This window comes from Paenibacillus qinlingensis (assembly GCF_013204845.1).
Taxonomy (GTDB): Bacteria; Bacillota; Bacilli; order Paenibacillales; family NBRC-103111; genus Paenibacillus_E; species Paenibacillus_E qinlingensis.
In genome coordinates, this window is the sequence record NZ_JABMKY010000002.1 from 355262 (window position 1) to 372024 (window position 16763).

Annotated in this window: 16 protein-coding genes; 6 read left to right on the forward strand and 10 right to left on the reverse strand. The window is 43.2% G+C overall.

The genetic code is table 11. From position 1 onward, the window contains the following. Positions 1-34: 34 nt before the first annotated feature. Positions 35-298 (reverse strand): YokU family protein, encoded by a 264-nt coding sequence (locus HQN88_RS04985; RefSeq protein ID WP_173109131.1) that lies wholly within the window; start codon positions 296-298, stop codon positions 35-37. Positions 299-557: 259 nt separating this feature from the next. Between HQN88_RS04985 and ablB the strand changes: the two genes are divergently transcribed. Continuing rightward, positions 558-1415, forward strand: coding sequence for a putative beta-lysine N-acetyltransferase (ablB, locus tag HQN88_RS04990; RefSeq protein WP_173109132.1), 858 nt, complete (start codon positions 558-560; stop codon positions 1413-1415). A gap of 31 nt (positions 1416-1446) precedes the next feature. Here the strand turns inward: ablB and rpoN are convergent, their stop codons facing one another. Then, positions 1447-2769 carry an RNA polymerase factor sigma-54 gene (rpoN, locus tag HQN88_RS04995; protein ID WP_173109133.1) on the reverse strand — a complete coding sequence of 441 codons (1323 nt, stop codon included), beginning with the start codon at positions 2767-2769 and terminating at the stop codon, positions 1447-1449. Between the two features lie 486 nt (positions 2770-3255). On the opposite strand from rpoN, the gene HQN88_RS05000 reads away from it, so the two are divergent. Then, positions 3256-4293 carry a stalk domain-containing protein gene (locus HQN88_RS05000; RefSeq protein WP_173109134.1) on the forward strand — a complete coding sequence of 346 codons (1038 nt, stop codon included), beginning with the start codon at positions 3256-3258 and terminating at the stop codon, positions 4291-4293. A 177-nt stretch (positions 4294-4470) separates the two neighbouring features. Here the strand turns inward: HQN88_RS05000 and HQN88_RS05005 are convergent, their stop codons facing one another. From HQN88_RS05005 to HQN88_RS05020, 4 genes are all read right to left on the reverse strand, one after another. Then, positions 4471-5679 (reverse strand): GTP-binding protein, encoded by a 1209-nt coding sequence (locus HQN88_RS05005; RefSeq protein WP_173109135.1) that lies wholly within the window; start codon positions 5677-5679, stop codon positions 4471-4473. A 107-nt stretch (positions 5680-5786) separates the two neighbouring features. Next, positions 5787-6725, reverse strand: a complete 939-nt coding sequence (locus tag HQN88_RS05010; RefSeq protein WP_173109136.1) for a metal ABC transporter substrate-binding protein — start codon at positions 6723-6725, stop codon at positions 5787-5789. A 15-nt stretch (positions 6726-6740) separates the two neighbouring features. Then, positions 6741-7610 carry a metal ABC transporter permease gene (locus HQN88_RS05015; protein ID WP_173109137.1) on the reverse strand — a complete coding sequence of 290 codons (870 nt, stop codon included), beginning with the start codon at positions 7608-7610 and terminating at the stop codon, positions 6741-6743. Then, positions 7556-8263 (reverse strand): metal ABC transporter ATP-binding protein, encoded by a 708-nt coding sequence (locus HQN88_RS05020; RefSeq protein WP_173109138.1) that lies wholly within the window; start codon positions 8261-8263, stop codon positions 7556-7558. Before HQN88_RS05020 ends, HQN88_RS05015 begins: the two co-directional genes overlap by 55 nt. 271 nt (positions 8264-8534) lie before the next feature. On the opposite strand from HQN88_RS05020, the gene HQN88_RS05025 reads away from it, so the two are divergent. Both HQN88_RS05025 and HQN88_RS05030 read left to right on the forward strand, forming a co-directional pair. Beyond that, on the forward strand, positions 8535-9512 hold the full coding sequence (locus HQN88_RS05025) for a permease (RefSeq protein WP_173109139.1): 978 nt from the start codon (positions 8535-8537) through the stop codon (positions 9510-9512). 21 nt (positions 9513-9533) lie between these two features. Then, positions 9534-10499, forward strand: a complete 966-nt coding sequence (locus tag HQN88_RS05030; RefSeq protein ID WP_173109140.1) for a TIGR03943 family putative permease subunit — start codon at positions 9534-9536, stop codon at positions 10497-10499. A gap of 25 nt (positions 10500-10524) precedes the next feature. Here the strand turns inward: HQN88_RS05030 and HQN88_RS05035 are convergent, their stop codons facing one another. From HQN88_RS05035 to HQN88_RS05045, 3 genes are all read right to left on the reverse strand, one after another. Continuing rightward, entirely contained in the window at positions 10525-11235 is a 711-nt protein-coding gene (locus tag HQN88_RS05035; protein ID WP_173109141.1) for an AAA family ATPase, read from the reverse strand. 189 nt (positions 11236-11424) lie between these two features. Next, positions 11425-12903, reverse strand: coding sequence for an Lsa family ABC-F type ribosomal protection protein (locus HQN88_RS05040; protein ID WP_173109142.1), 1479 nt, complete (start codon positions 12901-12903; stop codon positions 11425-11427). Between the two features lie 103 nt (positions 12904-13006). Then, entirely contained in the window at positions 13007-13654 is a 648-nt protein-coding gene (locus tag HQN88_RS05045) for a peroxiredoxin-like family protein (RefSeq protein ID WP_246320047.1), read from the reverse strand. A gap of 206 nt (positions 13655-13860) precedes the next feature. Between HQN88_RS05045 and HQN88_RS05050 the strand changes: the two genes are divergently transcribed. Then, entirely contained in the window at positions 13861-14883 is a 1023-nt protein-coding gene (locus HQN88_RS05050) for an ATP-binding cassette domain-containing protein (RefSeq protein ID WP_246320048.1), read from the forward strand. Continuing rightward, the gene (locus HQN88_RS05055) at positions 14880-15692 is read left to right on the forward strand and encodes an ABC transporter permease (protein WP_173109143.1); all 813 of its coding nucleotides are present in this window, start codon (positions 14880-14882) and stop codon (positions 15690-15692) included. The genes HQN88_RS05050 and HQN88_RS05055 overlap by 4 nt, the downstream gene beginning before the upstream one ends. A gap of 89 nt (positions 15693-15781) precedes the next feature. Here the strand turns inward: HQN88_RS05055 and HQN88_RS05060 are convergent, their stop codons facing one another. Beyond that, the gene (locus tag HQN88_RS05060) at positions 15782-16750 is read right to left on the reverse strand and encodes an NAD(P)-dependent alcohol dehydrogenase (protein WP_173109144.1); all 969 of its coding nucleotides are present in this window, start codon (positions 16748-16750) and stop codon (positions 15782-15784) included. Positions 16751-16763 lie beyond the last annotated feature (13 nt).

Here is a 16763-nt window from a genome sequence, read left to right on the forward strand (position 1 = left end):
AAGGCACCCCCACAGATCTCTTGCAGCTAAGGTTCTATTTGAGAAACAAATTCTTCACTCGCGGTGCCTTTAACAGATCTTCATAGCGAAACGCGGTCCCTAGTGAAGAAACATCATGCCAATATAAAGTCTCTTCAATTTGCTGGGCAGTGCTCTCTAACACATACGTACGGCAGTTGGGACATTCAAGCGCAGGAATGTCAAGTATTTGAACCGCTAATCTCCCGTCGGGCATAATCCAGTAGCAATCTTTCACACTTTCACGGATATCTTCCGTTTCACACCACATGCAATTCATATGCGTGCACCTACCTTCATAAATTTACCCCATTAGGTGAAGTGATGCTTTGTAGCTTATTCCTATTACTTTGCGGGGACCCCTGAATATCTTTCCTAATAGTACTTTTTTGGGTCTACCTGATTATAATGCAATAAAGATGCCAACTTTTCAGGGTGGGTATTTGCTTACTTCGTAGGCTGGATGTAAGGGTAAAGCTGCAAATTTTTTGGCAGTTGTCATTATTTTGCAGTAATTTGAGGGTTAAGGGGGATGCTGGATGCCAAGTGATCTGCCAACCTATTTGAATGAAGTAGAGAACGGCACTGACTATGCGATTACGTTTTGCCTTGATTTTACGAATAAAAGATTGCGGGTGGATGACTATTCGGGAAATTTAGATATCATTTACAGAAGAGTCGTCGAAATGGCCAAAACGCATGCTTTAACCAAAGTGTTTATTAAATCAAGAGAAGTGGATTGGCAGTCCTTTTTATCGAAGGGATGTATGCTGGAAGGTATTTATAAAGGATATTTCAATGGCAGTGATGCTTACTGTATGGCCATGTATGATGACTTGGAGCGCCGGACAAGCGACTATTGGCTGGAAGAAGATCAGATTCTTCAGCAGGTACTTACGCTTCCAGTTAAGCTCGATCGTCCATTGATTCCGAACAGTATGACTATGCGTCTGGCTCGATTGGAAGATGCGGAACAACTCTCCCTTCTATACAGCCACATTTTCCAAACCTATCCAACGCCGATGAATGATTCCCTATATGTGGAGAAAACGATGCAAGATGGAACGATTTACTATCTCGTCGAATCGCAGGATCAACTCATAAGCGCTGCTTCCGCAGAGATCAATTCGATCTACGCGAATGCTGAAATGACGGATTGTGCTACGCTCCCGGCGTATCGTAATCAAGGTCTCATGCGACTGCTAATACATGCCTTGGAAACTGAATTGATTGCGCGGCATATTACTTGCGCTTATTCTTTATCTAGGGCTCTTTCTTTCGGTATGAATGCCGTTTTCTATCAAATGGGGTACAGGTATTACGGCAGACTTACGAAAAATTGTGATATTTATGATAAATTTGAGGACATGAATTTATGGGCTAAATCCTTGAAGTGATAGGTTAGCGAGCACGCTCCTCCTTATCCAACTATATGCGTTTCCTTCTTACAGAAGACGAAATACCGAGTTCTTCGCGATACTTGGTAATGGTGCGCCGGGAAATGGAGATGCCCTCTTCCCTCAAAAGATCAGCCAGCTTTTGATCGGAGTATGGTTTTCTGGAATTTTCACCACTAATCCACGTCTTGATTTTCGATTTAACATGTTCTGATGATGCAGATTCGCCCAAACCCATTTGCAGCCCTGAGGGAAAGAAGTACTTCAATTCAAAGATTCCCCAGGGGGTTTGGGCGTATTTCCCCGCTGTAGCGCGGCTTACCGTTGATTCATGTACCCCTAATTTATCCCCAATCTGCTTTAAGGTCATAGGTTTGAGATGGCCGGTTCCTTTCCAGAAAAAATCGTTTTGCTCCTCTACAATGGCTTGCGTTACTCGGACTATCGTTCTTCGTCTTTGATCTAAACACTTCAGGAAGAACTTCGCGGCATGTAATTTGCCTGCAAGAAACCTGGTTAACTCGTAATTGTCACTATTTACTTCGGCCATTCGTTCATAATACCCATTAACTGAAAGTCGCGATGATGCTGCTTGATGAAGCAGCACAACGAGCTGTTCCCCTGCCCTTTCAATAATGACTTCCGGAATTATATAATGAACTGTTTCTATATGAAAGACTGCGCCAGGTTTAGGGTTCAGTCCCTTGATTACATCGATCGCAGCCTGAATTTCTTGTGGTGACACTTGCAGCAAAGTTGTTAATTTATGAACATGGTAATTGGCGATCTCATTCAAATGTTTCTTAATTAATAAGGACACTAATGGAAACGAATCCGCCAACGACTGGACTTGAAGAAGCAAACATTCCCTCAAATCTCGTGCTCCTACGCCGCGAGGTTCGAAACTCTGCAAAATCTTTAACGCATCCTCCACTTGAACTAGATCGATTTTGCACACTTCAGAAATTTCAGGCAAGGTAGATCCTAAATAACCATTATGGTCTAGATTTCCAATCATAAATGAGACCGTACGTCGAAGGGATGGCTGTATTTTTTTTATAAAACCTAATTGCTCCTTTAAATGCCGTTCAAGGGATACCTCGTTCGATGCAATATGAAGTAAAGGGTCATACATGAGTTCAGTTCTTCTAGCTCCATGGAAAAATGTTGGTGTGAAGTTTGTGTCCCCTGTATGACTGACAATTTCCAATACCGGGTTATCAGTTACCTCTTGTTGAATAACTTCCATTAATTCCGGTGTCGATAGTTGGAGGATCGTAATCGCTTTACGCAGTTGAGGCGTGATCCGCATCTTCGCTGTTTGCTGTTGGAACATTCCGTAGCCTGGGCGCATATACATCACCCCTTTTCCTTGTTGCTTCTATATGTATTCATAACGGGTAACTTTTAACCAAATCTGTGTATATTGCCTGAGAAGAGCGGACATAATATTTTATGACGGTGACGCAGTGGTGAGGTGTTGTGTCGCAGACAATTTACACAAGGGAATTTGTTATTGAATCCATATGGAGGCGAGGAGATGTGCCGCATACCACTTCCTGTAGTATCTATACTGCAATGTTGTGATGAGGTAGTTACCTAGCGAAGTAAGGTTCAAGGCAAGAGCTCCATCAATTATCGCACCGTCAAAGAGGCTGTCCAACGAGTAGATTCGTCTACTTTAAGGGCAGCCTTCTTTATTTCATTTCGCCGATGCTTCGATTGTCAGACTTCTCCCACACGTAATCTTCCCAATCTTTCCCTCCCCCTTATACGGACTTAAGGAAATCTTGCTGAACGAAATATATAGGCATTAACCGAAAGTATGAGGAGTACAATCATGAAAATTAAAAAACAGATCTTTCGAGGTGCCCATATAGCGTTACTGAGCATGATGATTTTCCAAGCCTCCCATGCACACGCTGAGGAGAATACGTCGCCTACTGTATTTTTGGACGGGCTTCCGCTGTCTTTTCAGACATCGCCAGTTATTGAAGAGGGATATAGCCTCGTGCCGATGCGTGCTCTATTTGAAGCAGAAGGCGCTACAATTTCATGGAATGAGAACACGCGAACAGTAACAGCCGTGAAAGATGGCACCACAGTAACTTATCAAATCGGAGACACATTTGCTTATAAAAATAAAGAACGACTGGAGCTGCCCATCCCAGGCAAAATTATGGATGGCTTTACGATGATGCCATTGCGTTTTATTAGTGAATCACTAGGTAATCTGGTGAAATGGCATGACTACTCCCGCTCCATTACCATTTCATCTGTTCACGACTATGAAAGCACGATTCTATATGGTGTCAATTTACGCGATACGCCAGAAAAAGATAACGATACCCACATACTTCGAATGCTTCCGAAAACCGAAAAAATTCACGTCATTCGTGAAATCAACTCGGAATGGTTGGAAGTGCAAACACAAGACGGTACAATCGGATTCATCTCCTCCGCCCCGATGTACTCCGATTACTCGACCACGTCGATAACGACGAAGCAAGCAGATGCTTTAATAACTTTTGGGTCCAAATTTCTTGGAACACCTTACGAATTCGGTGCTGCTTCTGGACAAACGAATACATTCGATTGCTCATCTTTCGTTCAATATGTATTTGACAAGGTATTGTCAAAGGATTTGCCGCGCGTGTCTTATGACCAAGCCCACCAAGGAAAAGAAGTCAAGCTTGAGGACATTCGCAAAGGGGATCTCCTGTTTTTCACGGCACGCGGGCTCGATATCGGTCATGTAGGTATTTATGCAGGCAATGGTCAAATCCTTCAAACGTATTCCAAAGAGGATGGCGTTCACTTCACGGCTTTCGATGAAAAATGGAAGAAGCGTTTTGTTACGGCAAGGAGATTGTTCTAACAGACGCCACTATGGCAGCGATGCTAGACCAATAGCGCCCTTTTGGGGCGCTATTGGTCGTTCGCGAGCGGCTGCGGAGACCCGATAAGGCCCTTTTCGGGCCTTACATCATCCTTCGCTGCCTTCGCTTGCTGGCTTGTTGCCGCTGCTGATCAACGACCATTCAGCATAATAAAACTATAGGACACACTCTTCCTCTATTTCCATGATGATATTAGGCAGTTCATCGCGGAATTCCCGCCAATCTGCGATCATCTCCGCATCTGTCAATAAACATGCATCAAGGGTTGTTGTGATGTCATCGCGATCCATATCAATCCCAATGAAAACAATTTGATTAATCCGATCACCATAGGTGTCATCCCAATGTGTGAGTACATCGGCTTCCTCTTCCATAACTGCTAGTCTTTCCGCTTCAGGAAGTGCAGAGATCCAATAGCCCGAAGGCCCAAACCGGATAGATGGGCCAGCTTGGCTGAGGCTTTGCGCGTAATTATGGCGCGTTGCCAACCACATAGTCCCTTTGGATCTGACGATTTCTGCTGGCCAATCTGCCATCCAAGTCATCAGTCTCGAGGGCTCGAAGGGTCGAGCTCTTTCATAAACAAACGATGTAATGCCGTATTCTTCCGTTTCAGGCGTGTGCGATTCTTTCTCCAATTCTCGCATCCAACCAGGTGAGCTGCTAGCTTCATCGAAATTAAACAGCTGAGTATTCAAAATTTCTGCAGGATCTATCTGGCCGTGTATAGCCCGAATAAACTTTGCCCTAGGTTGTAGCAGCCGGAGCACACTTTCAAGCTCATTCAATTCCTCGGCTTCCAACCTATCACACTTATTGAGAATTAGCACATCACAAAATTCAATCTGATCAATCAGCAGATCAACAACTTCACGCGTGTCGTCTTCACCAACAGCTTGACTACGTTCGAGCAGTGTTTCGCCAGAGAAATAATCGGTCCAGAATCGGAAAGCATCCACAACGGTCACCATACAGTCCAATCGACACAGCTCGGAAAGATCAATACCTTGATCTTCATCCGAATAGGTAAAAGTTTGAGCAACAGGCAACGGTTCACCAACACCTGTCGATTCGATCAGAATATAATCAAATTTGTTTTCCATGGCAAGTCGTTCAACTTCCTTCAACAGATCATCACGCAAGGTGCAACATATGCAACCATTGGACATTTCAATTAAGCTTTCTTCTGTACGAGAGAGTCCATTGCCTTGTCTAATGAGGTCCGCATCGATGTTAACATCGCTTAAGTCATTCACGATAACGGCTACTTTCAAGCCATTTCGATTATGTAGAATATGATTTAATAGGGTTGTTTTCCCGGCTCCCAAATAACCGCTTAGTACTGTCACAGGAATTGTCTGCATGGACAATGCCCCCTTTTCTTTTAATGGTAATTATTACGTATATGAGATAAATAAAAAGCAAACTTCAGTTTGCATCCCAACTGGCTATTCTCGCTAATCCTGAATGGCTATTCATCTAACGCATTCTTCAATGCTTGGAGATTGTTCGTCATCACACTAATGTAATCCAAGTTTTTCTTCTTATCCTCAGCTGTTAGACCCTCTAGTGGATTTAGGACATCCGTATGGGCATTGATTTCCTTGGCAATCGTTGTTGCAACCTTAGGATCAACTAACGTTTCAAAAAAAATCGTTTTCACTTGCTTCTCTTTGGCGAATTGAATAATATCCGCCATTTTGTCCGGCGCGGGTTCTTCTTCCGGGGAAAGACCGGCGATAGGGACTTGTGTTAAACCATATTCCTTGGCCAAATAACCAAATGCGGCATGTTGGGTTACGAACTCTTTATGTTTCACCTTGGCAAGCGTATCTCGGAACGTTTCATCCAACGCCTTGAGCTTCGTGATATAAAGATCAGCGTTATTCCGATAATCGTCTTTATGTGCGGGATCTACCGTGATCAGACCCTGTGCAATTGCTTCAACCTCATGTTGAGCTAAAAGCGGGGATAACCATACATGAGGATCCAAATCATGACTATGACCATCTTCTTCCGCTTCTTCCTCCTCTTCATGCAACCCTTGTATTAGTTCAATCCCCTTGCTCGCCTCAACGACAACACGCTTCGTATTTGCGGCGCTTTGCAAGGCCTGCTCAGCCCACCCTTCAACAATGCCATTGTAAATAAATACATCAGCTTCCTTCACTTTTTTCATATCCTTAGCACTCGGCTCCCAATCATGCGGCTCTGAACCCGCAGGAATTAGAGCGATAACATTCGCGTGCTCACCGGCAACTTGCTTTGTGAATTCATACATCGGATAAAAACTCGTGACGACATCCAGCTTACCGTCGCTTGAGACAGCGTTAGATGCGCACCCTGTCGTCATCAGTATGGTTGATATACCTGCGAAAATTAGTGATCTTGTAACCCATAACGATTTCATTTTAAAATTTTCCTCCTAATTGGTTTGAAATACAGGCAAGGGAACCTTGTCTTCAATGTTATTTGTATTCGTTGTCTTACGAAATCGCACGACTGCTTTCTGGATTCCTAAGCCTAAAATAAGTAGGAACAAAAGTAGAATCGCGATCGTTCCACCTGGTGGTGTACTGAAGGTATAGGAAGCTGTAAGGCCTGAAAACACACCGAGGACCCCCACTCCCATGGCAATCAGAAGAGAGGCTGTAAAACTACGCGCAATGCGTATGGCTAAGGCTGCTGGAAGAACGATGAGCGACGAAACTAGGAGTACCCCAACGATTGGCATAGCAGCCGAAACAATCATTCCTGTTAAGACGCTAAATCCGAGTGAAATCCATTTTACAGGAATACCATTCGTTCTCGCGGTATCTTCGTCGAATGTGATTTGGTACAGTTGACGACGGAACAGAAAGAAGAATAAGCCGCCGATTACTGCCACAATAAACATGAGTACAAGTTCTGTTTCATTCACAGCCACGACGGACCCGAATAAATAGGCAGATAAACCCTTGTTCATACTGGGACTTAAGCTCATGATAATAACAGCTGAAGATAACCCTCCAATCATAATGATAGCGACTGAAATCTCACTAAAGGACCTATACGATCGCCTTACGTATTCAACAAGGACAGCACCTAGCGTCGCTACAACAAAGCCGCCTAATGTTGGATGAATATGGATAAATGCGCCACCAGCCACACCAGCTAACGAAACGTGTGAGAGCATATCGGCCATTAACGCTTGTCGGCGAAGCATCAGATACACACCTAGTAACGAAGCGATAATCGCAATTAGCCCACCGGCACAAAATGCCCGTTGCATGAAGTCGTAGTGCAGCATTTCCATCCTCCTTCCTCCTTTCGTTCTAATGCAATGACTCTGTTTATGTACGGAGAGACTTCTTCCAGATTATGTGTGACCATAACAACCGTTCTGCCAAGCGTCTTTGCTTGAACATGCATCAGTTGATAAAATCCAATCCGGCTTTCATAATCCATACCTGTCGTGGGCTCATCCAGTACAAGCAGATCTGGCTCTTGCGATAGTGCTCGAGCTATGCAAATCCGCTGCTTCTGGCCACCTGATAATTCGCCGATTCTACGCTTACGCATATCCCACATCCCCAATTGGCGAAGGGTTGTTTCCGTAATGTCTTTATCTTCCTTGCGTAGTTTGCTAAACAAAGGTATCCGTGAAAATCTACCTGAGCGCACAAACTCCAAGATGTTACTTGGAAAACCGCTATTGAAACCTGCGATCTGTTGAGATACGTAACCTACTTGCAGTTTCTCTCCTTTCGAATTCGTCTGCGATAAGAACACTCGGCCTTTCCATGGCACTATCAAACCTAACATGAGTTTAAGCAAGGTTGATTTTGCCGCGCCATTGGGTCCGATAACAGCAACAAATTCACCAGACTGAATGTCTAATTGTGCATCTTGAATACAAGGAATATCCACATAACCAAACTCCACCTGCTGCATGGAGACAATTAACATGACTTTCAACCCCCCCTTCAAATTTATGCGTAAATTTTACGAATACATCATAGAATAAATGGAAGCTAGTTCACCTACTAGGAAACTTAACTAATCTCTGTTCATATCGCGTTCGTCTAATAGTAAAATTTACGCATTACAACGAGTAATATATCCTGCTTTTTCTAGGCTGTCAATAACATGCTTGCAAGAAATACCGATTTAGCATATGATTTTAATCGTAAATATTACTTTTTAACATAGAACTAATGTAAGTAAAGGAGTCTCCCTCATGCTAAGTAAATCTGAGAATCATACTTTCCTAAGCAGTTTTTTTACAGTCGATCACTTGCAATCCTTCAAAACGATTTTTATCAGCCTTATCCTTGAAGCATTACCGTTTATTTTACTTGGCGTCCTGCTCTCATCCTTGCTCCAAACATTCGTGCCCGAGTCAACCATTCGTCGCTTCACACCTCGGAACCCCATTCTTGGCATATTATTTGCTTGCCTAATTGGTATTCTTTTTCCCATGTGTGAATGTGGTATGATTCCGATTGTTCGTAGACTCATCCTAAAAGGAATGCCCGTTTACATCGCCGTCGTCTTTATTATCGCTGGACCCATTCTTAATCCTATTGTCTTCGCAGCTACGCTAATGGCGTTTCGCAATCATCCTTCCATCGCTTACTCCCGAATGGGACTTGCTTTCCTTGTTGTCATCATTATTGGGTTGATTCTCTATCGGATAGTTAAAAGAAGTCCTTTAAGACAAAGTCAAAACCATGAGTCGAAAGTGCCTCTGCATGAAGTACATCATCACCACCATGACCACCATGAACATCATCACAAACAAAGTGGTAATCCAAGTAAGATCATGACATTTTTCGTACATAGCTCAAGCGAGTTTTTTGAAATGGGTAAATACCTTGTCTTTGGCGCATTACTCACCGCTCTCATACAAGTATTTATGCAGCGCGAAAGCCTGTTAGCCATTGGCCAAGGTCCACTCTCTTCTCACTTTTTTATGATGGGCTTGGCGTACATTCTTTCCATTTGTTCGACATCGGACGCATTCGTAGCTTCCTCTTTCCAAACCTCATTTACGACCGGTTCATTGCTAACCTTTCTTGTCTTCGGACCTATGTTGGATTTCAAAAGTACGCTAATGTTGCTTTCCGTGTTCAAGTTCAAATTCGTCTTACTTCTAGTCTTGTTAATCTCATGCACAGTGCTTCTTTGCTCATTGCTCTGGGAACAATTTATATAACTAATACGAGGAGGAATTCGTTTGAATCACACACGTAAAACAAGCTATCATCATTTATTTCGTACACTAATTTTACTTGGGTTCTCTAGCTATATCGTTGTTCTTACAAAATCAGATTCATTACAGTTGTATATCGCCCCGCGTATGATGATTTATGTCAAAATTGCTTCCGTCGTATTGTATATCATTGCATGTTTTCAAGGTTTCATGGCTCTTCGTTCCTATTGGGGAAGATCAGTAGACTGTGATTGTCATCAGCCAGCTCCGCGATCGTTCCTACGAAATTTCATAGCATATGGGTTACTCGTTCTTCCGCTGATGATTGGCTTCCTTCTGCCAGATACAGCGTTAAATAGCACCATGGTCGCTGCTAAAGGGATCAATCTTTCTGCTGCCACGACCACTATGACGACTCCTCGTTCTGAATCGTATAATTTGCCTAGCTTCCCCAAACCTGCCACCAGCAGTCAAACTTTGCGAGCTAGTCAGGCTGAAGCTGAACAAACTGCTCAGTCAGACACTGATATCGAGCAGTTATTTAAGTCCCCGGATGAGTGGAACGAAGACTTTGCCAAGATGGGTGTTATTCTTTATAAAAAGGATCGCATTCTGGTACAGCCAGATATTTACATGGAGATCCTGTCAACGATAGATCTGTTCAAGGATAACTTTATCGGTAAAGAAATAGAACTAACAGGATTTGTGTATCGTGAGGAAGATAAAATGAGGAGGAATCAATTCGTTGTTGGGCGTTTCGCGGTTAGTTGCTGCTCAGCGGATGCTTCTCCTTACGGGGTGTTGGTGGAGTTCCCAACAGCGCCAAATTATTCGCAAGATATGTGGGTGAAAGTTACCGGAACCATTCAAAATGGTCAATACAATGGGAACGACATATTCAAAATTGAGGCCACTAAAATCGAAAAAATCGAGGCCCCTAGTTCGCCGTATGTCTATCCTAACTTCGAACCATTGACAATTCTCAAGTAGTTAAATGGAAATGAGCTGTTCGAAATCAATCTTTGAACAGCTCATCTAAAATCATTTTTCTATTGTCAAGAAACCGTTTGGTGATCATATAGTGAAGCGTTTCCTCGTATTGAATGTCGCTAATGGGTTGATCATCAAAACTAAGTATCTGCGCATCTGGATACCCAAGAAGTATTGGAGAATGCGTAGCAATAATGAACTGAGCTTCCTTCTCCAAATCTTTGATAACTCGCATTAAAGCCAACTGTCTAGCTGGCGATAAGGCTGCTTCGGGTTCATCTAGTAAATATATCGCCTTTTTCCCAAACCGATGTTTAAAAAGTGACAGAAACGCTTCACCATGCGATTGCTCGTGTAAGGAGCGACCGCCGTAATACGGTAAGCTTTCAGGCATCGTATCCAAATAGCTGGCAAAGTTATAAAAGGTTTCTGCTCGGAGAAAAAAGCCGTTCGTAATCTTCGGCATCCAAGACAGACGCAAGTGCTCCCCCAGGGTGGAATGAGCTGCGTCGACGTCATACACATTGTTTCTTCCGCCACTTGCCGTGTTAAACCCACATTGGTATGCGATGGCTTCAAGGATCGTTGATTTGCCTGACCCGTTCTCTCCAACGAAAAAAGTCACATTCTTCTGAAACGAAATTGAAGCTAACGATTGGATAGATGGTATTGAAAAAGGATACTTTCCGGGATCGAAATGTTCATTCTTCTGAACTTCAAGTTTTCTCAGATACATGATTGATCAACTCCATTTGAAATTTCCAAGTATACTTCTATTCTACGGTTTTCTAACTCGAAGTAAAGAAATGCGACACCACCAATAATTCATGTCATTAATCATTAACCTCATTAAATAATAAAAAGCCTGATTTCTCAGGCTTTCTCCCTAACACGATTCGGTTAAATCTACTCGTCTTCCATTGCCTTAAAGTTCAATAATCTTCGTGGCTACATTATCGCAAAATTCCCTATCATGCTCTACAAAGAGAAGCGTCGGGGCATGCTCAAGCAGTAGCTCCTCGATCTGCATCCGCGAAATCACATCTATAAAGTTAAGCGGTTCATCCCAAATATGCAGATGTACTTTCTCGCTCAGACTTTTGGCGATCAGTACTTTCTTCTTCTGTCCGCCGCTAAAGGAAGAAATATCTTTCTCGAATTGGACTCTTGCGAAATCGAGCTTCCTTAGAATCGCCTTAAACAGACTCTCGTCAATCCCGTTATTCTTCGCATAGTCGGTTAAATTACCTTGTAAATGCGAAGTGTCCTGGGAAACATACGATATTTGAAGTTGGCTCCCCTTTCGGAAAGTTCCTGTATAGTTGATTTGCTCTCCACAGAGCAACTTAATAATACTTGATTTACCCGAGCCATTTTTACCTGATAACGCAATCCGCTCACCTTGTTCGATCGTAAAATTAACATCTTGGCATACGATTTTCTCACCGTACTGGATCGAAACATGTTCAAGCGCAGCAAGTTGGTTTTTGTGGTAGGCAAGTTGGGTTATCTTGAGGTCTTCTGCACTTTCAATATTTTTGAGCAGCTTCGATCTTTCTTCGATGGACGATTCTTGTCTTTGTTCGATAGATTTTGAACGTTTCATCATTTTCGCAGCTTTGTGACCAATATACCCCTTATCTACCTTGGAACCCGAATTTCTAGTACCGTTCTTCGTTTTCTCAACTTCATGAGACCAGTTGCTCGTACGTTTAGCAGCATCGGATAATCGTTTGATATCCTTCCTCAGCTTCTCATTTTCAGCGAGTTCATAGTGATCTTGCCTTTGCTTATTTTCCCACCAATCTGAGAAATTACCCCTTTGAATCTCAATATTGGTCTTATTGATGGATAGGATGTGGTCTACACAATTATCCAGAAATGATCTGTCATGAGACACTAAGATATACCCGTTCTTCGTATTCAGATACTCACTGACCAGCTTTCTAGCATTCATGTCAAGATGATTGGTGGGTTCATCAATTAACAAAAAGCTATTTTCCTTCAAAAATAAAGCAGCTAATAATACTTTCGTTTGCTCACCGTTTGACAATGACTCGAATGGTCGATAAAGTACATCCTCCGAAACCTTAAGTAAGGTGAGCTCCCGCATTAATTCCCAGTGCTGATAATCCGGCAAAATATCATTGATAATATCCATCGTTTGGTCTTGTTTATTGTTCACTTGAAAAGGGAAATATTCAAAGCTGACATTCGCAGAAATATGTCCGCTGTATTCGTATTTACCAAGCAGCAAGCCCAGAAAAGTTGTCTTCCCTCTCCCGTTTCTTCCTGTAAAGCCTAATTTCCAATCGGTATCAATTTGAAAATTGACGTCTTCAAAAATATTATCGTAACTTCCATCATAGGCAAACGTTAGGTTTGAAACATTGATTAATGACATGTTGAGATCCTCCTGTACCATGCGTAAGGCATGAGTTCATCATAGCACATTAGGATTTACCAATTCGAAGGAAAGGATAACTATAGATAAACTCTCCTGTCCATCAAAGCTTCTTCAATTGTGTGATAAGCTCTTGCGGCTCTAATCGTGACATGAAATCGGGATTCACATGTGCGAATCGGACGACTCTTTCTCTATCTAAAACGTAAATGCCCGGAATTGGCAGGATCCACCGATCGCTTTTATTGAACGCTCTGAGATCTCTTCCGAGAAGATGTTTGAAAGTATGTTGAAGATAGTCAGGCATTTCGAATAATAGGTGATAGCTTTCCGCTACACGGCCATTTGCATCGCTCAGTACTTGGAAAGACAATTGTTCTTTCTCCTTCTGTGTTAATGAGTTATCAGGAGTTTGCGGTGAAATAGCCAACAGCTGGGCACCATACTTATGAATCTCTGGCAGTATCTCCTGATACGATCTGAGCTGAATATTACAAAATGGACACCATGCGCCGCGGTAAAAAGTGAGGACTACCGGCCCTTTGGCCAGCTCATCGTATAGCATTATTTGCTCGCCGAGCGGATTGCTCAAGACAAAATTCGGAGCGATGTCTCCTACTTTTAATCCGTAAATACTCCCCGCTTGCTGTTGCTCTTCCATATGTCGAAAAATGTGTGTCTGCGCTTCAACAGGTACTCTAACTTTAAATCCCGATTTAGCTTGTTCCAGTTGCTCTTTCATAGACATCATGCATCTCTCCTTTGTTGGACAAGTATCACCATATTAGCGCAAATAAAAGATACCATTCGGTATCTTTTATTGTAACATATAACCAATTATTTACAAGATAGCCTTCTTAAAAATAAGAGCAGCTTCCCATATATACATTTGTTTACATTCAGTTTAAAAATATACGATACAATCACGTCATCAATTGTTATTTAGGAGGAATTACTTTGGATTCTTTGCAAAGAAAAGAAAGAGCACAACAAGGTGATTGGGCCGTTGAAGCGCATGGACTCGTCAAAACATTCGGAGAAAATCGCGCGGTAGATGGTGTTAACTTGAATGTGAAGGCAGGAACAATTTACGGCGTTCTAGGCCCGAATGGTGCAGGGAAAACAACTACAATTAATATGCTCGCGACCCTTCTTAGACCGGATGCAGGTTCAGCCAAAATCTTCGGTTACGATGTTGTGAAAGAGTCGCAGATCGTTCGTCAATTGATCGGGGTCACTGGACAATATGCATCCGTCGACGAATCATTAAGCGCGACTGAGAACTTAATTATCTTCTCCCGTCTTCTTGGGTTAAGCCGCAAAGAAGCGCGTCAAAAGTCAGACGAATTACTTGAAGAATTTGGACTGACTGAAGCTGCAAAACGGCCATTAAAAAATTTCTCAGGCGGTATGAGACGCCGACTGGATCTCGCCGCGAGTCTTATTGCACAGCCTCCACTCATCTTCTTAGACGAACCGACGACTGGGTTAGACCCTCGGACACGTTCTCAGATGTGGGATACCATCCGTCGACTAGTCGACACAGGATCAACCATATTGCTTACAACGCAATATCTGGAAGAAGCTGACCAGCTCGCTGACCGAATCGCAGTCATTGATCGCGGGCGCGTCGTAGCCGAGGGAACTGTGGATGAGCTTAAAGCGTCTGTCGGTACCTCCTCCTTGCAGCTTAGTGTTCAAAATCCATTAGATATTGAACAAGCTCGCAGAACCGTTGAGCAAGTACTGAAAGTAACTTCAACCGTTGTAGCTGGTAAAATATCCGCTCCAATGGCGAATGCAGATCGCGTGACTGATCTTCTTATTTCCCTGCGTGAATCAGGCATTCACTTGGCTGAAATGAGTGTACAGAAACCGACATTGGACGAAGTGTTTTTAACGATTACAGGTCATGGTGTAGAAGAGAACGATACAGAGACGTCAACGCCAACAAGTAACAAACAGGAGGCAAGAGTATGAGTACATCGATTAAACCTGTTTCCGAACGCCATCTGAGAAACCACACAAGCTTTAGACAGTCGATTCGCAATTCGCTTACAATGGCCTATCGTGGTCTCCTGAAGATCCGACGTACACCAGAGCAATTATTCGATGTCACACTTCAACCGATCATCTTCACGCTGATGTTTACTTATATTTTCGGTGGCGCCATCTCAGGTGATGTCGTGAGTTATTTGCCTGTCATTATCCCAGGTATTCTTGTACAGACTGTAATCACAACTTCCATCGTGACCGGCGTCCAATTACGAGAGGACATGGATAAAGGCGTCTTTGACCGATTCAAATCACTGCCGATTGCGCGTATAGCGCCACTCGCAGGCGCCTTGTTGGCCGATACCATACGGTATACCATCGCAACAGTACTAACATTCTCAATGGGATTCATCATGGGATATCGACCAGAAGGCGGCTTGGCCAATGTTGCGATCGCTGCGTTGCTTGTCATTTTCTGCTCATGGGCGATCAGCTGGATTTTCGCTTTCTTCGGCGTCATTGCTCGCACCGCGTCCAGTGTTCAAGGGATCTCGATGCTCGTCCTGTTTCCACTTACGTTCCTATCTAACGCGTTCGTTCCGGTTGATACGATGCCGAACTGGCTTCAGTGGTTCGTGAAAATTAATCCAATCTCCCACCTCGTTTCTGCTGTTCGTCAACTTGCGAATCAAGGTACAGTGGGCTGGGATCTCACCATTTCACTCTTCGGTGCAATTGTTATTGTAGCTATTTTTGCACCTATTACAGTTATTGCTTATATGCGCCGTACGTAATGTTCCAATTGAAAGAGGCTGTTCCCAAGTAGAAAATCTACTGAGATCAGCCTTTTTTTGCAACATAGTAACCGTTACAATTATCCACCTCATGTTATATGAATCATCACTTTGCCGATATGCTGACCTTCTCCGAAATACGTTAGCGCATCAGCAACCTCTCCTAACGGATAATGACGATCAATCACAGGTGTTAATTTGCCAATCTCCCAAAAGGACATTAATTCATTCTGATCTGTCGCATTTGGTTTGTGCATTAAGAGCCCCATTTTCTTCTTGCTTAACAAGGAAATCAATGGCCCTAGGAGCATCACTTGAAAAATTCGGGATAGGGTACCTCCCACCATTACATATTGTCCATCCAGGCTTAAGGCACGTTTACAGTCGAATATCGACCGATTTCCAACGACATCTAGAATCAAGTCATACTTATTTCCACTTGTGGTGAAATCCTCTTTCTTATAATCCATAACATAATCCGCACCAAGCGCTTCGAGTTTTGGCAACTTCACTGCACGATCGACTGCAGTCACTTCTGCACCAAATAATTTGGATAGTTGAATTGCAAATGTGCCTACGCCCCCACCCGCGCCATTGATTAATACCTTCTTTCCCTTTCGTATAAGTCCTCTGCCCCTTAGACCCTGCAAGGCGAGGACGGCTGCTTGGGGGATAGCCGCTGCATCCTCAAAAGATATAGTAGCTGGTTTCAGCGATACTGCCGTTTCAGATGCACATACATACTCCGCAAAACCGCCCCAACTACAACCCGAAATATCTCCGAATACTTCATCTCCTGGAGCAAACTGCTTGACTGCTTTGCCAACCGCTTCAACACGACCTGCAATATCAGCTCCGAGAATCGTGTATTTAGGCTTTGTAATACCGCCGATTCGAACTAAAAACGGAGTACCTCGCAACAGATCCCAGTCCCATGAATTGATGGAGGCCACGTGTACGTTGATCAATACTTCATGATCTTTTGGCTGTGGTTTTTCCACTTCTGTATAAATTAGTTCATTGGGACTGCCGTACTTCGTGTAGATAATCGCCTTCAATGGTGCACCTCCT